16 protein-coding genes are annotated in these 17361 nt (G+C 42.1%); 6 read left to right on the top strand and 10 right to left on the bottom strand.

Annotated features, from left to right (window positions below; translation table 11 throughout):
• Positions 1-24: 24 nt before the first annotated feature.
• Positions 25-627, top strand: coding sequence for a DUF4251 domain-containing protein (locus ACVW2L_RS02745; RefSeq protein WP_457126422.1), 603 nt, complete (start codon positions 25-27; stop codon positions 625-627).
• A gap of 100 nt (positions 628-727) precedes the next feature.
• Positions 728-1243 (top strand): DUF4251 domain-containing protein, encoded by a 516-nt coding sequence (locus ACVW2L_RS02740; protein WP_457126421.1) that lies wholly within the window; start codon positions 728-730, stop codon positions 1241-1243.
• Between the two features lie 73 nt (positions 1244-1316).
• Here the strand turns inward: ACVW2L_RS02740 and eutC are convergent, their stop codons facing one another.
• The 3 genes from eutC to eat form a co-directional block, all read right to left on the bottom strand.
• Positions 1317-2111, bottom strand: a complete 795-nt coding sequence (eutC, locus tag ACVW2L_RS02735) for an ethanolamine ammonia-lyase subunit EutC (protein WP_457126420.1) — start codon at positions 2109-2111, stop codon at positions 1317-1319.
• Entirely contained in the window at positions 2074-3450 is a 1377-nt protein-coding gene (locus tag ACVW2L_RS02730) for an ethanolamine ammonia-lyase subunit EutB (protein WP_457126419.1), read from the bottom strand. Before ACVW2L_RS02730 ends, eutC begins: the two co-directional genes overlap by 38 nt.
• 108 nt (positions 3451-3558) lie before the next feature.
• Positions 3559-4884: an ethanolamine permease gene (gene eat / locus ACVW2L_RS02725; RefSeq protein ID WP_457126418.1), complete on the bottom strand. Its 1326-nt coding sequence runs from the start codon at positions 4882-4884 to the stop codon at positions 3559-3561.
• 112 nt (positions 4885-4996) lie between these two features.
• On the opposite strand from eat, the gene ACVW2L_RS02720 reads away from it, so the two are divergent.
• Together ACVW2L_RS02720 and ACVW2L_RS02715 are read left to right on the top strand one after the other, a co-directional pair.
• Positions 4997-5791, top strand: a complete 795-nt coding sequence (locus ACVW2L_RS02720) for a L,D-transpeptidase family protein (RefSeq protein ID WP_457126417.1) — start codon at positions 4997-4999, stop codon at positions 5789-5791.
• 67 nt (positions 5792-5858) lie between these two features.
• Positions 5859-6041 carry a hypothetical protein gene (locus ACVW2L_RS02715; RefSeq protein WP_457126416.1) on the top strand — a complete coding sequence of 61 codons (183 nt, stop codon included), beginning with the start codon at positions 5859-5861 and terminating at the stop codon, positions 6039-6041.
• A gap of 25 nt (positions 6042-6066) precedes the next feature.
• Here ACVW2L_RS02715 and ACVW2L_RS02710 read toward each other — a convergent pair whose 3' ends face one another.
• The 3 genes from ACVW2L_RS02710 to dinB all read right to left on the bottom strand — a co-directional run bounded on the left by ACVW2L_RS02710 (position 6067) and on the right by dinB (position 9152).
• On the bottom strand, positions 6067-7344 hold the full coding sequence (locus ACVW2L_RS02710; RefSeq protein ID WP_457126415.1) for a hypothetical protein: 1278 nt from the start codon (positions 7342-7344) through the stop codon (positions 6067-6069).
• Positions 7344-7790: a hypothetical protein gene (locus ACVW2L_RS02705; protein ID WP_457126414.1), complete on the bottom strand. Its 447-nt coding sequence runs from the start codon at positions 7788-7790 to the stop codon at positions 7344-7346. The genes ACVW2L_RS02710 and ACVW2L_RS02705 overlap by 1 nt, the downstream gene beginning before the upstream one ends.
• Positions 7791-7967: 177 nt before the next feature.
• Entirely contained in the window at positions 7968-9152 is a 1185-nt protein-coding gene (dinB, locus tag ACVW2L_RS02700; RefSeq protein WP_457126413.1) for a DNA polymerase IV, read from the bottom strand.
• A 75-nt stretch (positions 9153-9227) separates the two neighbouring features.
• Between dinB and ACVW2L_RS02695 the strand changes: the two genes are divergently transcribed.
• Together ACVW2L_RS02695 and ACVW2L_RS02690 are read left to right on the top strand one after the other, a co-directional pair.
• Complete coding sequence (locus tag ACVW2L_RS02695; RefSeq protein ID WP_457126412.1) at positions 9228-9788, top strand: 2'-5' RNA ligase family protein; 561 nt, start codon at positions 9228-9230, stop codon at positions 9786-9788.
• A gap of 53 nt (positions 9789-9841) precedes the next feature.
• Positions 9842-10360, top strand: coding sequence for a DinB family protein (locus ACVW2L_RS02690; protein WP_457126411.1), 519 nt, complete (start codon positions 9842-9844; stop codon positions 10358-10360).
• Between the two features lie 308 nt (positions 10361-10668).
• Here ACVW2L_RS02690 and ACVW2L_RS02685 read toward each other — a convergent pair whose 3' ends face one another.
• The 4 genes from ACVW2L_RS02685 to ACVW2L_RS02670 form a co-directional block, all read right to left on the bottom strand.
• Positions 10669-12576, bottom strand: coding sequence for an amidophosphoribosyltransferase (locus ACVW2L_RS02685; protein ID WP_457126410.1), 1908 nt, complete (start codon positions 12574-12576; stop codon positions 10669-10671).
• 210 nt (positions 12577-12786) lie between these two features.
• Positions 12787-14094: an ammonium transporter gene (locus ACVW2L_RS02680; RefSeq protein ID WP_457126409.1), complete on the bottom strand. Its 1308-nt coding sequence runs from the start codon at positions 14092-14094 to the stop codon at positions 12787-12789.
• Positions 14095-14203: 109 nt separating this feature from the next.
• On the bottom strand, positions 14204-15700 hold the full coding sequence (locus ACVW2L_RS02675; RefSeq protein ID WP_457126408.1) for an NADH-quinone oxidoreductase subunit N: 1497 nt from the start codon (positions 15698-15700) through the stop codon (positions 14204-14206).
• Between the two features lie 5 nt (positions 15701-15705).
• On the bottom strand, positions 15706-17310 hold the full coding sequence (locus tag ACVW2L_RS02670) for a complex I subunit 4 family protein (RefSeq protein ID WP_457126407.1): 1605 nt from the start codon (positions 17308-17310) through the stop codon (positions 15706-15708).
• Positions 17311-17361: the final 51 nt, after the last annotated feature.

Below are 17361 nucleotides of genomic sequence, written 5' to 3'. Positions count from 1 at the left end.
TCTTTTAACCCTTAAAAGTTAACTATGAAAAAGTTATTAAATATTAATTACGCTATTCTTATTTGTTTGTTTTGCACAGGCACAGGTTTTGCCCAAAACACAAAAGCTGATAAAAAAGCAGCGCAAGCAGCAGAACTTAAACGTATAGTTGAGGGGAAGAAGTATGTTTTTAAAGCTAATTCTGCCAATCCAACGGGTAGTTCATCTGTGCAGGTGAGTGGTTCATCCATACAGGCGGGTAATCTTGCATCAATGATGGGTGGTGGGTCTGTAACGCTTACAAGCACGTATGATCTGACACTTTCTAACGACACTTTGACTGCCTTTTTACCTTATTATGGAGTAGCCTACACGGCACCATTAAACCCAACAGAAGGTGGCATAAAACTAAAAACAACAAAATTTGATTACAAGGTGACCGAAAAGAAGAAGGGGAGTATGGAGATCGTATTTAAGCCGTTGGATTTACAACAACGGGCACCGGCTGATGTACAAAGAATGATCTTAACAGTGAGTGCGGGAGGGTATGCTAATTTGCAGATAACTTTGCTTAACCGGCAGCCAATATCTTTTAGTGGAACATTGGAAGAAATAAAACCAAAAATTGATGCTACAAAGCCATTCTAAAAAACTTCAGAATGGCTTCTTTGTTTTATTATGACAATTTTGGTAACTTTAATACTAATAGTTAAACCTAATCCATTCAAAACGTCAAACCACATCCATTATGAAAAAATTAGTCATTTTAAGTGTGTTATGGCTGGCCATACTTGGTTCAAGCAGCGCTCAAACTACAAAAGCGCAGCTTGTAGCGAACAAGGTTGTTAGTTTAAATGAGATAATGAAATCTCGCAATTATATTTTTAAGGCTAATGCAGCTTACACTCCCGAGCTGGAGCGAAGGCCACTACCTGCGAGGTACGAAGTTACTATATCTGATGGTAAACTTCATGTGTTATTACCTTTGTTTCACAGGTATGATATGGGATCTATGGATCCATATGAGCAAAACGGGTCTGTATATAAAGTTTTAGTAACAGATTTTGACTACAAAGCTGAGGTAAATAAAAAAGGAAATTGGACAGTTTCTATAGTTGCCAAAACCTTCGATGGATTGAGGCTTAAATTAAACGTGGACAGATCGGGTTATGCGCAATTGTACGTAAGGAACGGAACATCTCAACAATTTGTCGGTGTTGTTGAGAGCAACAGTACTGATATTGTACAAGACAAATCATTATGATTTTCAGCGCTGTGCTCTGCAAGTTTTTGCTTAAGGTTAGCATCACACAATTTACCAAGGCAAAAAAGGCATCTCAACCTTGCAGCAAGCCTTCGTTATCTTTTAACCTGACGCCTGTCAGTTTATTTTTAAAGGCCTCCTGTATTATGTAAAAGATCTTCTTTGCGGCAGCGGTGCTGTTAAGTCCCTGCGGCCGGATGTTAGATATGCAGTTGCGCGATTCGTCTGTAAGCCCAGGTTTGGGATTGAAAGTTATATAAGCGCCCACACTATCAGCAGCGCTCAATCCTGGTCGCTCACCAATAAGTATCAGGGACAATTTTGCGCCCAATGCGTAGGCAATTTCATCACTGATGGCTACTCTGCCCTGTTTTACCAGTGTTATTGGAGCGAGTGTTACTTTAACCGCGGCCAGCATCGGCACAAGCAATCGCAGTAATGGTATAGTATTATTGTTAACCGCCGTAGCCGATAAGCCATCTGTAATAATTATAGCAACATCGCAGGGCGAATGGTAATTGCTTATTTCTTCTGCTGATGCTTCATCAAGCTTTCTTCCCAGATCGGGCCTTTGCAGGTATTGTTCGCGATAGGCAGCTGCACTGTGTAAAGTTATTAAAGGCAGGTCAAATTGGTCAAGATCAGCTTTCAAACCATCAACATCCAACTCAGAATAAACAGCATCGCGGGCGTGGGCGTGGGCCAGTTTAAATTCCTGAAAAGCTTTCAGCGGTATTCCCGATCCAGTGCGACCCAAACCAATTCGGGCCGGGGTAAATGCCCTTAAGGCATGTAGTAGGCCCTGCTTTCCTATTTCTTCGTTGCCCACGCTAAAACCCTCCGGATTTAAGTAAATTATGGCTTGCATTAACTTCAAGCAAGTTGCCTTTGTCGCCAATTATTCCCTGCTGCATTAACCATGCTTCAAACTCTGGTGCGGGGCGTAATCCTAACACCTTCCGCAGGTATACCGCGTCGTGAAAAGAGGTTGACTGGTAGTTCAGCATTACATCGTCCGAGCCTGGTATACCCATTACAAAAGTGCAGCCCGCCACACCCAACAGCGTAAGCAGGTTATCCATATCATCCTGATCAGCTTCGGCATGGTTGGTATAGCAAACATCAACACCCATGGGTAAGCCAAGCAGCTTTCCGCAAAAATGGTCTTCCAAAGCCGCGCGGATGATCTGCTTGCCATCATACAAATACTCCGGCCCGATAAAACCTACCACCGTATTAACCAGCAAGGGCTTATACCTCCGGGCCACGGCATAAGCCCGCACTTCGCAGGTTTGCTGGTCTACGCCGCAATTGCCATTGGCCGAGAGGCAGCTGCCCTGCCCGGTTTCAAAATACATAACGTTATTGCCAACAGTACCGCGCTTTAATGCTAATGTGGCATCATAGGCCTCATCCAGCAGATTTAAATTTATCCCAAAGCTACTGTTAGCCAATTGTGTACCCGCTATAGATTGAAAACAAAGGTCTATAGGGGCGCCGGTATTAAGCAGCTGCATAGTGGTAGTAATATGGCTTAAAACGCAGGTTTGGGTAGGTATGGAAAACTGCTGCCGCAGGGTATCCATTAGGCTAAGCAATTTTCCTACGGCAGCAGGACTATCACTTGCGGGATTTATACCAATAACGGCGTCGCCGCTACCGTAAAGCAAACCATCAATAATGCTGGCCGCCACACCTTTTGGATCGTCGGTGGGATGATTGGGCTGTAAACGGGTTGAGAAGTGCCCCTTCAGGCCTATAGTATTTCTGAATTTAGTAACGACCGCTATTTTTTTTGCTACCGCGATAAGGTCCTGGTTGCGCATTAGCTTGCAAACCGCTGCTGCCATTTCGGGCGTAATACCCGCTGACGTTGCTTTAAGTGTTTCGCTGTCCGTCTCCTCGCTTAGTAGCCAGTCATAAAACCCGCCAACGGTAAAATGACTGATAGGTGAAAAAGCAGTTTGCTTATGGCTATCCATTATCAACCGCGTTATCTCATCCTTTTCATAAGGGATCAGCGCCTCGTTCAAAAAAGCTTTTAAAGGTACATCGGCCAATGTGATCTGCGCCGCAACCCTTTCTTCATAGCTCGAGGCACATAGCCCCGCCAACTCATCGCCCGACCGAAACGGCGATGCCTTTGCCAGCAGCGCTTTCAGATCAGCAAAGCTGTATACCTTATTTTTAATGGTATGGCGGTACATGTTTATTTCATGGTTGGTGGTTGATGTTTAGTTCATAGTTGGTGGTTCATAGATCATGGCTTTTGGTATTAGTTGCATAATGGTTATATAAATCAAATCACTCAATCACTAACTCAATAAATCGTCATTCATTATTTTAGTTTTGTGTTTTCCCATCAGCATAAAAATAACTATCGCCACAGCTAACAACGCAAAAAATATCAGGCTTAATTCAACATTAAAATAGATAATTGAAACAAGGCACACTGCCGATAACACCAAAGCAATACCCGGAAAAAGAGGATAAAAAGGCGACGTAAAAGGCCTATCTAAATTAGGCTCCTTCTTCCGCAAAATAAAAAGACTCAGCATACTCATCATATACATAATAACAGCGCCTAATACCGATAGTACAATTATCTGCGCCGTGGTACCATTAATTATGGCTATAAAGCTTACCGCACCGCTTGCTATTATGGCCCAATGCGGCGTTTTAAATTTATGATTTACCTGCGCCAGTCCGCCAGGTAAATAACCACTGCGTGCCATAGCAAATATTTGCCGTGACGATGCCAGGATAATACCATGTAATGACGCGATCAAGCCAAAAAGGCCTATGCTGGCAAATATTTTGGTTAAGCCCGACGCTTTACCCATAACCAGCCCAATGGCTTCGGGCAGGGGGTAATCAAGGTTGCTCAATTTATGCCAGTCTGATACGCCGCCGGTTAATATCATTACCGCCAGAGCCAGCAGCACCAGCGTTGCCAGGGCAGAGATATATCCTTTAGGAATGTTCTTTTTAGGTTCCTTTACTTCCTCTGCAACCATGGCCATGCCCTCAATAGCCAGATAAAACCAAACAGCAAAAGGCAAGGCGGCAAATACGCCGGCCCAGCCAAAAGGCATAGGGTCGGTAAGGTAGTTTTGCATTTTAAAATGAGGCGCTATTACACCAATGTATAACAGCAATTCTGCTACCGCCAAAACGGTTATGAACAAGGAAAATACAGCCGACTCTTTAACGCCCGAAATATTTAGCAAAATAAAGACGGTATTAAAAACAAGTGCCGACTGTACTATGGGTATAGCGGGATACAGAAAATGCATATAGCTCCCCAACGAAACGGCAATGGCAGGGGTAGCAAGCAAAAAGTCTATCAAGGTAGCATAGCCGGCAATAAGCCCGCCGAATGGCCCCATTGCGCGATAAGCGTAGGCAAACGCGCCGCCCGCATGCGGTATGGCCGCTGTTAATTCGGTATAGCTAAAAATAAAGGTGATGTACATTACGGTGATAACCAGTGTGGCTATTAGCATGCCTATGGTGCCGGATACGCCCCAACCGTAGTTCCAGCCAAAGTACTCGCCCGATATTACCAGCCCCACCCCTATGGCCCATAGGTGCACCGGCTTTAAAACTCTTTTTAACTGTTCTGTACCGGGATTTGCCATAAGTTTTGTGATGCTTTAATAGCGGCATTAAGATAAGCATTATTTACTTACAAGTATCCTTTGTATATACAGCCACTATTGCTATAACTAACTATTTCGTTATCTTTAACCTATGCCTTTTTTAAAACCTTATTTTTTACCGGCCCTGGTGTTAACGCTATGTATAGTGGCCTGCCAAACAGGTAAGCCTGGCATTGAGCCACTCGATGCAAATACCATCATAAAAATGATGCCGGCAGGTATTGATACGACAAATGTGGTGGTGGACGACGCGGGCAATAAACTTAATTTCAGGCAATACATTGCCGTTGTATTTAATAATGAAGGGATGATTTACAGAAACCGCGAGGTTTTTAAGTTGCAACGGTATACAAAAATGGGCTTAGAAACCTTAAAGCACGATTTTATCGCCCGTTGGCCCCGTCAGAAAGCTTTCAATACAAGGGAGGTTAAAAAAACAAACGAAGAAAAATTCAGGGATATTGCTGCAACATTTTTAATGGCCGATAGTATCCTGGTGTTTAAAGGTCGTAGAATGATGCTACTTCAGCGAAAAGGTGCAGCTATTTTTCAGTTCGAGATAAATCTCGGAAGAAATCCCCTGGGAGATAAACAAAGTGATGGTGACGGGCGTACGCCTGAAGGAGTTTACTACGTAGATAATAAAACCGACAGGGACGATAAATATTATAAAAGTTTCTGGATATCCTATCCCAATGCCGCAGATAAGGCGGACGCTATTACACGGAACGTTAAACCGGGTGTAGGGATAATGATTCATGGAACACGCCCGGATCGAGTCGGGGCTAAGGACTGGACCAACGGCTGTATCGCGCTAAGCAATAAAGACATGGATACGCTGTTTAAATATGTGATATCAGGGACGGTGATTGATATAAGGAAGTAGGTGTGATTAGGCAACATGCTTCGCGGTTTTTAAATTAAGATAAAACTGTATTTTTGATTGAACATAAATGAAAAACGTCAAAGATGAATTACAACATATCGTTCTCGGAGATGAACCAATTGGCCAAGCAAGCCAAATCAAAAAAATCCAACGTTTCCTTAACACAAATGCGGAAACAGGCGTGGGAACTGAAAAACAGCAGCAATGCAAAGCTGAAGAAACAACAGCACTCTTAACCTTCGCTAAATAATAGGTGTTTCTTAACTAAATAACTACTATTTAAGATAGCAGTCCAATTTTTTATATATCCCCGCAACTTTTGTAGCGATCCCTTTAACATCAACTACTTTGTCTTCATCTAAGCTCTTTGTATATACGGAATTAGATAACTCATTCTCACCTCTGTGCACGTGAAGTATTATTCTATTGTAAACCTCATCATGTAAGTACAACTTCGCTCTGCCATTTCCTGACTCCCTATTTAATGAATAAACTAATATTCTATAATCTTTTTGAGTTTCATCAGCTTCTACATCAGCGGATTCCAAAAGCAACTCATCTTCCAAAAATAATTTTGAACTAATAGCGTCCTTATAATCATCCGTTATAACCCCTATAGATGAAAAATTTCCCTCTTCGCTATAATGTCCTAATTCTATTGTATTGAAACTTTTGTTAGACTTTAAATATTCAGTTACATCCGATAGTTTAATTGCAGAATTTTGAATATTTTCAATTAACCTCTCGTCCATTGTTGATTGAGGCGGAATACGCCCGCTACCCTCGTACACATCTATTAAAGTATCCTTTATTTTTCTAAACGCTTCAGAATTGTAAGTTATATCGCCCAAATTAAGCCCTTCTTCATCTGGTAATCTATACGTTATATAATTCAAATACTGATTAATAAATTGCTTTACTTTTTCTTGGTCAATGGGAAACATTTCCATTTGATTTCTTTGCTCAAATTCGATGTCAAAATTCAATTGGTAACTTCCAATTTTGGAGGGCTGAGAATAAACAAGCGGATTTAATGCCAAGTGACTTAAACTTTCGAGACTTTCTTTTAAATAGGCGTAGATTTTTTCACTCACACTATTTACGTCATAAACAAAAGCTTTATGTAAATCAGCCAACTTTCCTTTTAAACTAAATGTGAAATTTAATGAAGATGAAAATAGTTGTTCTGGAATGTATGAATTAGGATGTGGTAAGTAGTCAGATGGTATGTCGTTTAAAGGTACTTGATATGTTGCTATTTCAAAGTCATTTATGTCTTTATCAACAACAAAAACTTCTTGATTAGCCCTTATCAGTTCCCGATAAGATACTTTTCTATTAATAAAATCTGAATATTGTTTATCATCTAGCTCGATGGTAAAATATCTAAAAATATCATCTTCCTCTGATGCCAATGAGCTAAGAAGTATATTTCCGTATTTATTTGTTCCCGAAAATAATATAGGATATTCATCAAAATGGAGCACTCTGTAATTATCCCTAATTACAGGTAAAGTAGTAACAACATTATACTGATCTTTTATATCAAACATTACTCGGCCATTAACGGAATCATTGCAATAAGTTCGATCTTACTTACCAAAAAATCATCGTCTTTATAAAAATCATAATGGAACTCATTATATTCTTCAATTTGATTTGGCGTATGTTTTATCAAGCCACAATTGGGTTTCAATTTAATAACGCATAGATTTTTTTTAAACTGAGGACTAATTATGGCAGTTTGTAAATACTTACCCTTTAATAACGATGCACTCTGCTCATTCCATATTTCAATGGAAACTCCATGGTAGCCACAAATATCTTCGCAACTATTAAGCTCACTGACAACTCTATTTCTCTCTATATGGTTTTTGAAATCGGAATCTTTGAGGTTTCCTGAACGGCTTACCCTTCTTACAAAAGTATCTGTTAAATTCTCTTCAGCATCTGAAAAACAATCGCATGTAGTCTTAATTGTGATCTTTGTAAAATTCATTTAAAGGAAGTTCGGCTTGGTTTTGTCCACAAATATGTAATAATTCCCTAATATATAAGAATATACACGGCTAAATGTGATTTGCACCAACGACTTCTTTCGCTAATTGTTCCTTTTAATTACTAGTCCAAATTTCTATATTGCTCAAACAACAATCTTGAGTTGCCTTTGAATCACTCACCCCCGCATAAACGGATTAAAATTTCGTGTACCAATCGCCATTCCCGCAGCGCGGCAAACGGTTTTATCGCCAAATTTACCGTTGATATTATCCATAGCCTGGTACAGGCGGATGCGTTCCTCGTTTTCTTCAAACAGGTTGATCTGGTAACTACCGGGGCATAAATTGCTTAACCTTACCCCTATTAAACGCACCGGCCGGTTTTGGTTCCAGGCTTTTTTGAGCAGATTTTTTACGCCCGGGATCAAAATATGTTCTGCCGCTGTAAGGGGGATCTTCTCCTGCACGGTATGCGTTTCAAAATTGGCGTAACGCAATTTTATGGCCAGGCACGATGTTACCAAGCCCTCCCTTCGTAGTTTGGATGCCAGTTCTTCCGTCATTGATACCAGCGATGTTTCTAAGGCTTTAAGGTCGGCTACATTAGTGTGAAATGTATTTTCGGTCGACATGGATTTCCGGTCGTGACCGGCAACTACTTCGCCGTCGTCCAATCCGTGCGCCTTCTCCCAAATGTCCCGGCCGTGTTTGCCAAAAATAGTTTCTAAAAAACGTACGTCGGCCTTTTGTAAATGCCCTATCTTTTCAATACCAAACTGGTACAATTTTTCGCAGGCTTTTTGGCCCAGCATAGGTATTTTACGTATGGGCAGGGGCGCCATAAAAGCAGCCTCGCTGCCGTGCGGTATTAATAATTGTCCATTAGGCTTGGCTTCATTGGTTGCCATTTTTGCAACGGTTTTGGTTGAGGCCATACCAAAAGATATAGGCAGGCCGGTTTCGCGGATAACCCGTTGCCTAAGTTCAGAAGCCAACTGATAGCTGTCATGGTATCGGTCCATCCCCGTCAGGTCTATATAAAACTCATCAACTGATGTTTTTTGATAAAGGGGCACGCTGTCATGAATAATCTCTGTTACCTCGCGCGACGCTTCGGAATAGAGCCCATGCGAACCCCGTATAACGGTAGCATGAGGACACAAACGCAAAGCTTGTTTCATAGGCATAGCCGAGTGGATACCGAACTTACGCGCCTCGTAACTGCACGACGCGACAACACCCCGCTCGGCAGAGCCGCCTATTAAAACCGGTTTGCCATTTAGCGACGGATCAAATTTTCGTTCAACAGAAACAAAAAATGAATCAAGGTCAATATGTACTATCCACCGCTTGTGCTCCATAACACAAATGTCGATAAATAAATTTTAAAATACTAATATTTTTAGCAAAATTAGCTGCCCTTATCTGCATTATAAATGGAAAGCTATAAAGATTATTTAATGATCATTTCTCCGCCCGATGAGGTTATTAAACAGATAAGCAAATACAAGCGCGCCTCGGCCAATAAGATAGGACTGTTTAAGGGCATGCATGCTATCGCGCACATCAGCATAACCCACCAGGAACGCTGCAAACCGTTTATGGCTGAGCCATTTATTTTAAATATGGAAAAACGCTTGCTTAGTATGCAGCCTGTAGAACTGCAGATTAAAGGTTTTAATTATTTTACGCACGGCGCGGTTGGTTTTACCATTTATGCCGTGGTTAATGTGGCACCGCCCAATCATAACTGGTTTAAGCTGCTGCGCCAGCAAATGGGCATAAGAGTAGTTAACTTTGTTCCGCACATCACCGTGGTAAAAAACATTTCGCCTTCCCTTTTTAAAAAATTATGGCCCCACTTTGAAAACAGTAAGTACGAAACCAACTTTAAAGCCACCAGCCTGACCATATTACACCGCGAAACTTTTGCAGAGCATCCGGAATGGCGGGCTTATAAGGAACTGTTTTTCGGGAACAGGCTGATGCCTTTTTGATGAAGTAATTACAGTGATTTAGTTAACTTTACAAAAAACATTAAACCAACAACATGAAAAAACTAACTCTTCTATTCAGTTTGCTTGCTATTGCCTGTACAACTGCCTTCGCGCAAATAACTAAAGAACAAAATATTGCAGAATGGACCCGCGCAAAAGCTTATACCAAAGCTTATTTAGACGCCATGCCTGCAGACGGATATGCGTTTAAAGCCACGCCTGAGGTACGGTCATTCGCACAACAAATGCTGCACCTGGCAGGCGCTAATTACATGTTTACCGCCAGTGCGGTAGGTAAAACACCTCCAGCCGCAGCCGATGCTGAAAAATCTGTAACGCCAACTAAAGAGGCTGTTACCAAGGCGGTATTAGATAGTTATGATTATGCAATTGCCACCATACAGAGTATTCCCGCCGCAGAAATGACACAGGAGATAACCCTGTTTAACATGAAAACCACTAAAGGGCTTGCTTTAGCTAAGGCTTTCGAACATCAAACCCACCACCGCGGCCAAACCACACCTTACCTTCGTTTAAAAGGTGTTACGCCGCCGGCAGAGATGTTGTTCTAAGACTTAATTGTTCGCAAAAATATTCTATCCAAAAAAGCCTCTTTCTTAACAGAAAGGGGCTTTCTTTTTAAGCGAATTTGCTGTTGCAAAAGTGTTGCTAATCTGTTGCTATTGTGTTGCTAAAACTGTTGCTAAAAAACTCTATTTCCTTTTTCAATCTAATTGATAATCAATTCATTAACATCCTTATACAGCTAAATATGCACTTTTAGGTTATAGAACCCGAAAATTTCAACTAATTAATATTCAATTATTTAGCGCTTTTAGTAGAGGGTAATACATATTTTTTGCAACACCTCTATTAAATACTACATATAAGCGCGTTGGTTCTTACCTTCCATCCAGTTAACAAAGGCGCGGTTAACCACCTTGTTGCCACCCGGAGTTGGGAAATTACCCGAAAAATACCAGTCGCCCGTATGGTCAGGGCAAGCTATATGCAGGTTATCCAGCGTTTGATAAATTACATGCACTTCGCAGTTGATCTCCTTCGGCGTAATGATCTTCGCTATACGGTCAGAAATCTGCTGATCTGTAAATTGTTCGTAAATAGCTTTAACGTAATTGCTTGCTTCTTCTTTTGGTAAAGATGCGCTTGCTTTACATTTCTGGTAAGTATCTAATACAACGCTGTCTTTGCCCTGCTCCTTCAGCAAGCTGATAGCGGCCTCAAAAGCAACAAACTCGCCCATCCGCGACATATCAATACCATAGCAATCAGGGTACCGGATCTGTGGCGCAGATGATACCACAATTATCTTTTTAGGGCCTAACCTGTCCAGAATTTTAAGGATACTTTGCTTTAAGGTAGTCCCCCGAACAATTGAGTCATCCAGAATCACAAGCGTATCAGTACCGTTTTTAATGAGGCCGTAAGTGCTGTCGTAAACGTGTGCCACCATTTCGCTACGGTCGGCGTCCTGCGTAATAAAGGTGCGCAGTTTTACGTCCTTAATGGCTATCTTCTCTACCCGTGGCGCCATACACAGCACCTCGCTTAGTTCTTCTTCGCTTATCTTGTCCTCACGGTTAAGCAGGCGGTCGCGTTGGTACTTTTTAATGTATTTGTGCACGCCCTCAACCATTCCATAAAAAGCAACCTCGGCTGTGTTAGGGATGTAAGAGAATACAGTGTTTTTGATATCATTATTAACTGCATCTAATATCTGTGGGCAAAGCAATCTACCTAACTGCTTACGCTCCCTATAAATTGACGCGTCGCTGCCACGCGAGAAGTAGATGCGCTCAAACGAACAAGCTTTTCTTTCCTGTGGTTCGCTGAACATGCTCTCCGTTATCTTACCGTTCTTCTTAACGATAAGGGCATGGCCGGGCTTTATCTCCTTAATATCGTCAATAGGGATATTAAAGGCGGTTTGCAGGGCAGGGCGTTCAGAGGCCGCCACTACAATCTCGTCGTTATAATAGTAATAAGCTGGGCGAATTCCAACCGGATCGCGCATTACAAAGGCATCACCATGGCCAAATATACCGGCAATGGTGTAACCACCATCCCAGTTACGCGCAGATTTTGTAAGGATCTTGGCTACGTCCATATCATTGGCGATAAGGTTACTGATCTGCATGTTATCGTCAAGGCCCTCACGTTTGTACTGATCAAACAAGCCCTGGTTTTCGGTATCCAGAAAGTGCCCTATCTTCTCTAAAACAGTAACGGTATCGGCTTTTTCTTTGGGATGCTGACCGAGGTCATACAGTTGCTGTAAAAGCTCATCAACATTAGTCATGTTGAAGTTACCTGCAATTACCAGGTTACGCGTCATCCAGTTGTTTTGGCGTAAAAATGGGTGGCAGCTTTCAATGCTGTTTTTACCATGTGTGCCATAACGCAAATGCCCTAATAACACTTCGCCGGTAAAGCTAACATGTTCTTTCAGCCAGTCGGCATCAGCCATTTTCTCAGGCATTTCTTTCTGAATATCAGCGAATTTCTTCTGTATGTATTCAAAAATATCAGCCACGGCATTTGATGCCATAGAACGGTGCCTGCTTATGTACCGCTTACCCGGAGCTACATCTAATTTAATGGTAGCAACGCCTGCGCCATCCTGGCCCCGGTTGTGTTGTTTTTCCATTAAAAGATACAGTTTGTTTAAGCCATACAGCGCAGTGCCGTATTTTTGCTGATAATAAGAAAGTGGCTTTAGTAGACGGATAAATGCCACACCGCATTCATGCTTAATCTGATCGCTCATGATTGGTAATGAGCGGGCAAAGTTATAACTTTATCGTAAAGATGCGTTAACCTAAATGTCATTAATTGGTATAATATTGTCTGAACCTTGATCAGCAGGATTTAAGGATCATAAGATGCGTTGCGTCGCAATGAAAAAAAGAACAAAGCCGGGAATAAATCCCGGCTTTATTAAAAAAATCTTAAAATCCTTTAATAAGGCAAATCAAGGTTACAATTTCTCGCCGTGCTGGCTAATATCCAAACCTATTACTTCTTCTTCGCTGGACACACGCAGCGGAGAGATCATATCTGTTATTTTAAGCAACAACAATGAGCCGAAAAACGCAAATACCGATGCGATAACCATAGCAAATAATTGTACCAGGAATAAATGAGTTTCGCCGAAGAACAAACCATTGCCTGTAGTATTAGCGGCGTTTACATTGGAATGAGCAAATACGCCGGTAAGCAACATACCTACCATACCGCCTACGCCGTGGCAAGGAAACACGTCAAGCGTATCATCAATAGATGTGCGGGTGCGCCATTCAACAACCAGGTTACTAACTACAGATGATATAATACCGATTGCCAACGAGTGCGGCACTGAAACAAAACCGGCCGCCGGAGTTATTGCTACCAAACCTACTACGGCACCTATACATGTACCCATAGCAGACGGTTTGCGACCGCGTACCATATCAAAAAATATCCATGCTATACCACCCGCGGCAGAGGCCGTCGTGCTTGTAGCTAATGCTGTTACAGCCAAATGATTTGCCCCAAAAGCAGACCCTGCGTTAAAACCGAACCATCCGAACCATAACAAGCCTGTGCCTATTATAACGTAGGTAATGCGTGCCGGTGAATGGCTTTGTTCGTTACGTTTCTTTAAATATAGTGCTGATGCCAAAGCGGCCCAGCCGGCCGACATGTGCACAACGGTTCCGCCAGCGAAATCAAGTACACCCATTTTAAATAAAATACCATCAGGGTGCCAGGTAGAGTGGGCCAAAGGAGAAAAAATAAAAATGCTGAAAAGGCATAAAAACAGTATGTAAGAGTTAAAGCGGATGCGCTCTGCAAATGCGCCGGTAATAAGCGCCGGGGTAATAATGGCAAACTTAAGCTGATACATAGCAAATAAAAGCAAAGGTATTGTTGGGGCCAAAGGCCAGGTGTTGTTGCTCAACATACCCTTCATCATAAAAAAGGTAGCGGGGTTGCCTATAATACCGCCAATGCTATCGCCAAAGGCTAAACTAAAACCGAATATGCCCCACATTACGGTGATGATAACCATACATACTACACTTTGCAGCATGGTAGAAATAACGTTCTTTTTGTTAACCATACCACCATAAAAGAACGCAAGGCCCGGCGTCATGATCAAAACAAGCGCCGTAGACATTAGCATCCAGGCAACGTCGCCGGTGTTGTAAGTAGCATTTGCGGTCTTATCTATTTCCACAGAAGGAAAAACAAAGGTTAATATCAGCGCAATTACTATAATACTAAAAGGAACGTAACGTTTCATCGAATAATTTGTAGTTAATTTTAAAAAGTGGCTGAAATTATGATTTATATCACATATAAATCAAATAAAATTAATTTTTATTAATAAATGTTAATAAAAAACGAATTTTTTATAAAATATTCACAATAAGTGCCGGGAAAATACCGAAAAGCACAAGCGCAATACTTACTATAATTGCCAGCATTAGCAAATTTGTTGGCGCGGGGGACGCGTCAATAACTTCGGAGCGTTTTAGAAAAAGGTTTAGCGGTATTTTTATGTAGTAGAAAAGCGATACCACTGTAGTTAATGCGCCAGTTATGGTTAAAAAGAGCAATAAAAGGTTATTATTTTGCTGATAAACGCCGTATACCGAAGAAAACACCAATAATTTAGCATTAAACCCCGCAGTTACAGGCAAACCCGTTAATGAAATAAGGATAATTACAAAACAAACTGAAGCAACCGGATACTTAAGACCCAAACCTTTATAATTTGCAATATCATCAGAACCGGTTATATGCTCAAAATAGCTGACCAGTGCCAGGGCACCAATATTAGCGACAGCATAAACAGCCAGATAAAAAGTTAAGGTACTTATCCCCTCTGCACTAAAAGTTACAATTGCCATTAAAGCAAAGCCGGTATGCCCTATACTTGAATAGGCCAGCATACGTTTAGCGTTATTTTGCATAACCGCAGCAAAGTTGCCGGCTATCATGGTAATTATACCGATGACGGAAAGCGCTACTCTAAAATCAAAAGATTTCCAATCGGCGGAGGATATGAACGGTGTTAAAAAGTTAATCAGTAAGCCAAAAGCTGCTATTTTAGGTACGGTTGATAAGTAAGCCGTTACAGGTGTTGGTGCACCCTGGTAAACATCGGGCACCCAAAAATGTGCCGGAACAAATGACAGTTTAAATCCTAACCCTACTAAAACAAGCACGATGGCAAATGATACCGCTACTGCATTAGCCTGATTCAAACCTGATATAAAGCCCGCATCAAACAAGCCAAGCGTGCCGCATAAGCCATATAATAATGATATGCCATATAACATCACTGCCGAAGCTGCTGCACCAAATAACACGTACTTTAAGCCCGCCTCTGCACTAAAGGCGTTTTCTGAACGATAGGCTACCATTAGATACGACGCAATGGAAACCATCTCAACCGAAAGATACATGGAGAGCAGGTTGGACGCCATCGTCATTAAATGCAGGCCGAACACTGAGGCAATGGTTATGGAATAAAGGTCGCCCAGACCTTTCCCGTGCAATCTTAGTTTCTTGTCCCAATCAAAATACAAAAGCAGTATAAAAGCGGATACGTCGATGATCAACCTGAATATTAACGAAGTGTGGCTTTGCAGCAGCATATCGCCAAACAAAAGCCCAACGCCGTTCTTCAATTCAACCACCTGACCTAAAATCTGAATTATAACAGCAAGCATACCCATTAAGGCCAGCGCCTTGCATACCTTTGCCCATGTTTTGCCAACCAGCAGGTCGGCTAAAAGTACTACCACAAATATCACCGCCAGGTATATTTCGGGCACGAACTCATTTAGATCGCCCAGAATGCCTTGTAATTGCGTTGATATATGTGGCAGCAGTTGGTGCATAATGTTTATTTACCTATCTGTAAAAACTGAACGAGGGCCAACACAGAATCGTTTATCTTATCAAAAACCAATGATGGCATTATGCCCAATATTAAAGTGGCAGCGGCAAGTGGTATCAGTGCTACCAATTCGCGCCGGTTAAGGTCAACAAGTGCGGTTTTCCAGATCTCGCCGCCTTTTAATGATAGCGAACCGAAGAACACGCGTTGAAGTGTCCACAAAAAGTAAGCGGCACTAAACAAGATTCCAACAGCACCACACACCGCCATCCAGTAAGGCAGCAAGCCATTAACTGATGGCGACTTGAACGCTCCGGCTAACGAAAACGCCTCTGCTATGAAAGCGGAAAAACCCGGCAGACCTAACGAAGCAAAAAAGGCAATCATAATGAACACTGTATACTTAGGCATTAAACTGCTTAATCCTCTGAAATTGTAAATATCCCTGTCGTGCACGCGGTTGTACACCACCCCTACCAGGTAGAACAGCATGGCCGATAAAAAGCCGTGGCTCACCATTTGGATCACGGCTCCACTTAAACCTTCGGCCGTTTGAGAGGCAATACCCAATAGTACGAAACCCATTTGCGACACGGAAGAATAAGCTACCACTTTTTTAAGGTCGCGCTGTGCAAGGGCGTTAAAGGCCCCGTATAGTATGGAGATAACACCCAGCAGCCCTAACCAAAACGCACCGGAAACGGCAGCATCAGGGAAGATACCGATACAGATGCGGATAATGCCATACCCGCCTATTTTAAGCAAGATAGCAGCAAGTATTATAGACACCGGCGTAGGTGCTTCTACGTGCGCGTCGGGCAGCCATGTGTGCAATGGTACTACGGGGACCTTAATTGCAAAGGCAACAAACAGAACAATAAAGCCGATTATCCGCGCCGGAACGCCAAACAGCGTTTGCTGTGTCATTACAGAAAATATAGAACCAGGGGCGTAATTATTAGGGTTCATCATCTGCACCATATTGAAGGTGTGATTGCCTGTTGCAGGATCTGTAACGGATAGGTAAAGCCCTATCATTACCAGCAGCATAAACACGGAACCGAATAAGGTATACAGAAAGAATTTTATTGCGGCATATTCGCGGCGCACACCACCCCACATACCTATAAGGAAAAAGAGCGGAAGCAGCATCAGCTCGTAAAAAATATAGAACAGAAAGAAATCTAACGCACAAAACACGCCGATAACGGCCATATCCAATACCAAAAAAAGGATGAAAAAACCTTTAATATTGCTCTTTATCTCCCACGATGCAAGGGCAGCTATAACTAACACAAGCGAGGTCATAACCAGCAGAGGCAGCGAAATCCCGTCTATCCCTACAAAGTACTCAATCTGCATTCTGCCTAATGAGCCCAGGTTAAGGTTTATCCATGGTAGTTTTTGTACAAACTGGTATTGTGCTTCCTTGGCAACACCGGCAAAATCATGGCCAGTTTTAAAGTTTAGATAGATGTAAATGCTGATGGCTAACTGAACAAGCGTTGCCAACAAGGTGATATACCTGAAACTGCGGCGCCAATCAGACGGGATAACAGCTATAACTGCGCCGAACAGTAGAGGGATAAATATCAGCAGGGTTAATATCATTTGAGATCTGAAATTTGAGATTTGAGATTTGAGAAACCATTTGCTCTTCGG

This window comes from Mucilaginibacter sp. HD30 (assembly GCF_054061755.1).
This window is presented reverse-complemented; position numbering and strand designations above follow the sequence as displayed.

Bases quoted from the DNA above. Each gene is read 5' to 3' on its own strand.
- ACVW2L_RS02745 (WP_457126422.1), top strand. From the start codon at position 25: ATGAAAAAGTTATTAAATATTAATTACGCTATTCTTATTTGTTTGTTT.
- ACVW2L_RS02740 (WP_457126421.1), top strand. From the start codon at position 728: ATGAAAAAATTAGTCATTTTAAGTGTGTTATGGCTGGCCATACTTGGT.
- eutC (WP_457126420.1), bottom strand. From the start codon at position 2,111: ATGCAAGCCATAATTTACTTAAATCCGGAGGGTTTTAGCGTGGGCAAC.
- ACVW2L_RS02730 (WP_457126419.1), bottom strand. From the start codon at position 3,450: ATGTACCGCCATACCATTAAAAATAAGGTATACAGCTTTGCTGATCTG.
- eat (WP_457126418.1), bottom strand. From the start codon at position 4,884: ATGGCAAATCCCGGTACAGAACAGTTAAAAAGAGTTTTAAAGCCGGTG.
- ACVW2L_RS02720 (WP_457126417.1), top strand. From the start codon at position 4,997: ATGCCTTTTTTAAAACCTTATTTTTTACCGGCCCTGGTGTTAACGCTA.
- ACVW2L_RS02715 (WP_457126416.1), top strand. From the start codon at position 5,859: ATGAAAAACGTCAAAGATGAATTACAACATATCGTTCTCGGAGATGAA.
- ACVW2L_RS02710 (WP_457126415.1), bottom strand. From the start codon at position 7,344: ATGTTTGATATAAAAGATCAGTATAATGTTGTTACTACTTTACCTGTA.
- ACVW2L_RS02705 (WP_457126414.1), bottom strand. From the start codon at position 7,790: ATGAATTTTACAAAGATCACAATTAAGACTACATGCGATTGTTTTTCA.
- dinB (WP_457126413.1), bottom strand. From the start codon at position 9,152: ATGGAGCACAAGCGGTGGATAGTACATATTGACCTTGATTCATTTTTT.
- ACVW2L_RS02695 (WP_457126412.1), top strand. From the start codon at position 9,228: ATGGAAAGCTATAAAGATTATTTAATGATCATTTCTCCGCCCGATGAG.
- ACVW2L_RS02690 (WP_457126411.1), top strand. From the start codon at position 9,842: ATGAAAAAACTAACTCTTCTATTCAGTTTGCTTGCTATTGCCTGTACA.
- ACVW2L_RS02685 (WP_457126410.1), bottom strand. From the start codon at position 12,576: ATGAGCGATCAGATTAAGCATGAATGCGGTGTGGCATTTATCCGTCTA.
- ACVW2L_RS02680 (WP_457126409.1), bottom strand. From the start codon at position 14,094: ATGAAACGTTACGTTCCTTTTAGTATTATAGTAATTGCGCTGATATTA.
- ACVW2L_RS02675 (WP_457126408.1), bottom strand. From the start codon at position 15,700: ATGCACCAACTGCTGCCACATATATCAACGCAATTACAAGGCATTCTG.
- ACVW2L_RS02670 (WP_457126407.1), bottom strand. From the start codon at position 17,310: ATGATATTAACCCTGCTGATATTTATCCCTCTACTGTTCGGCGCAGTT.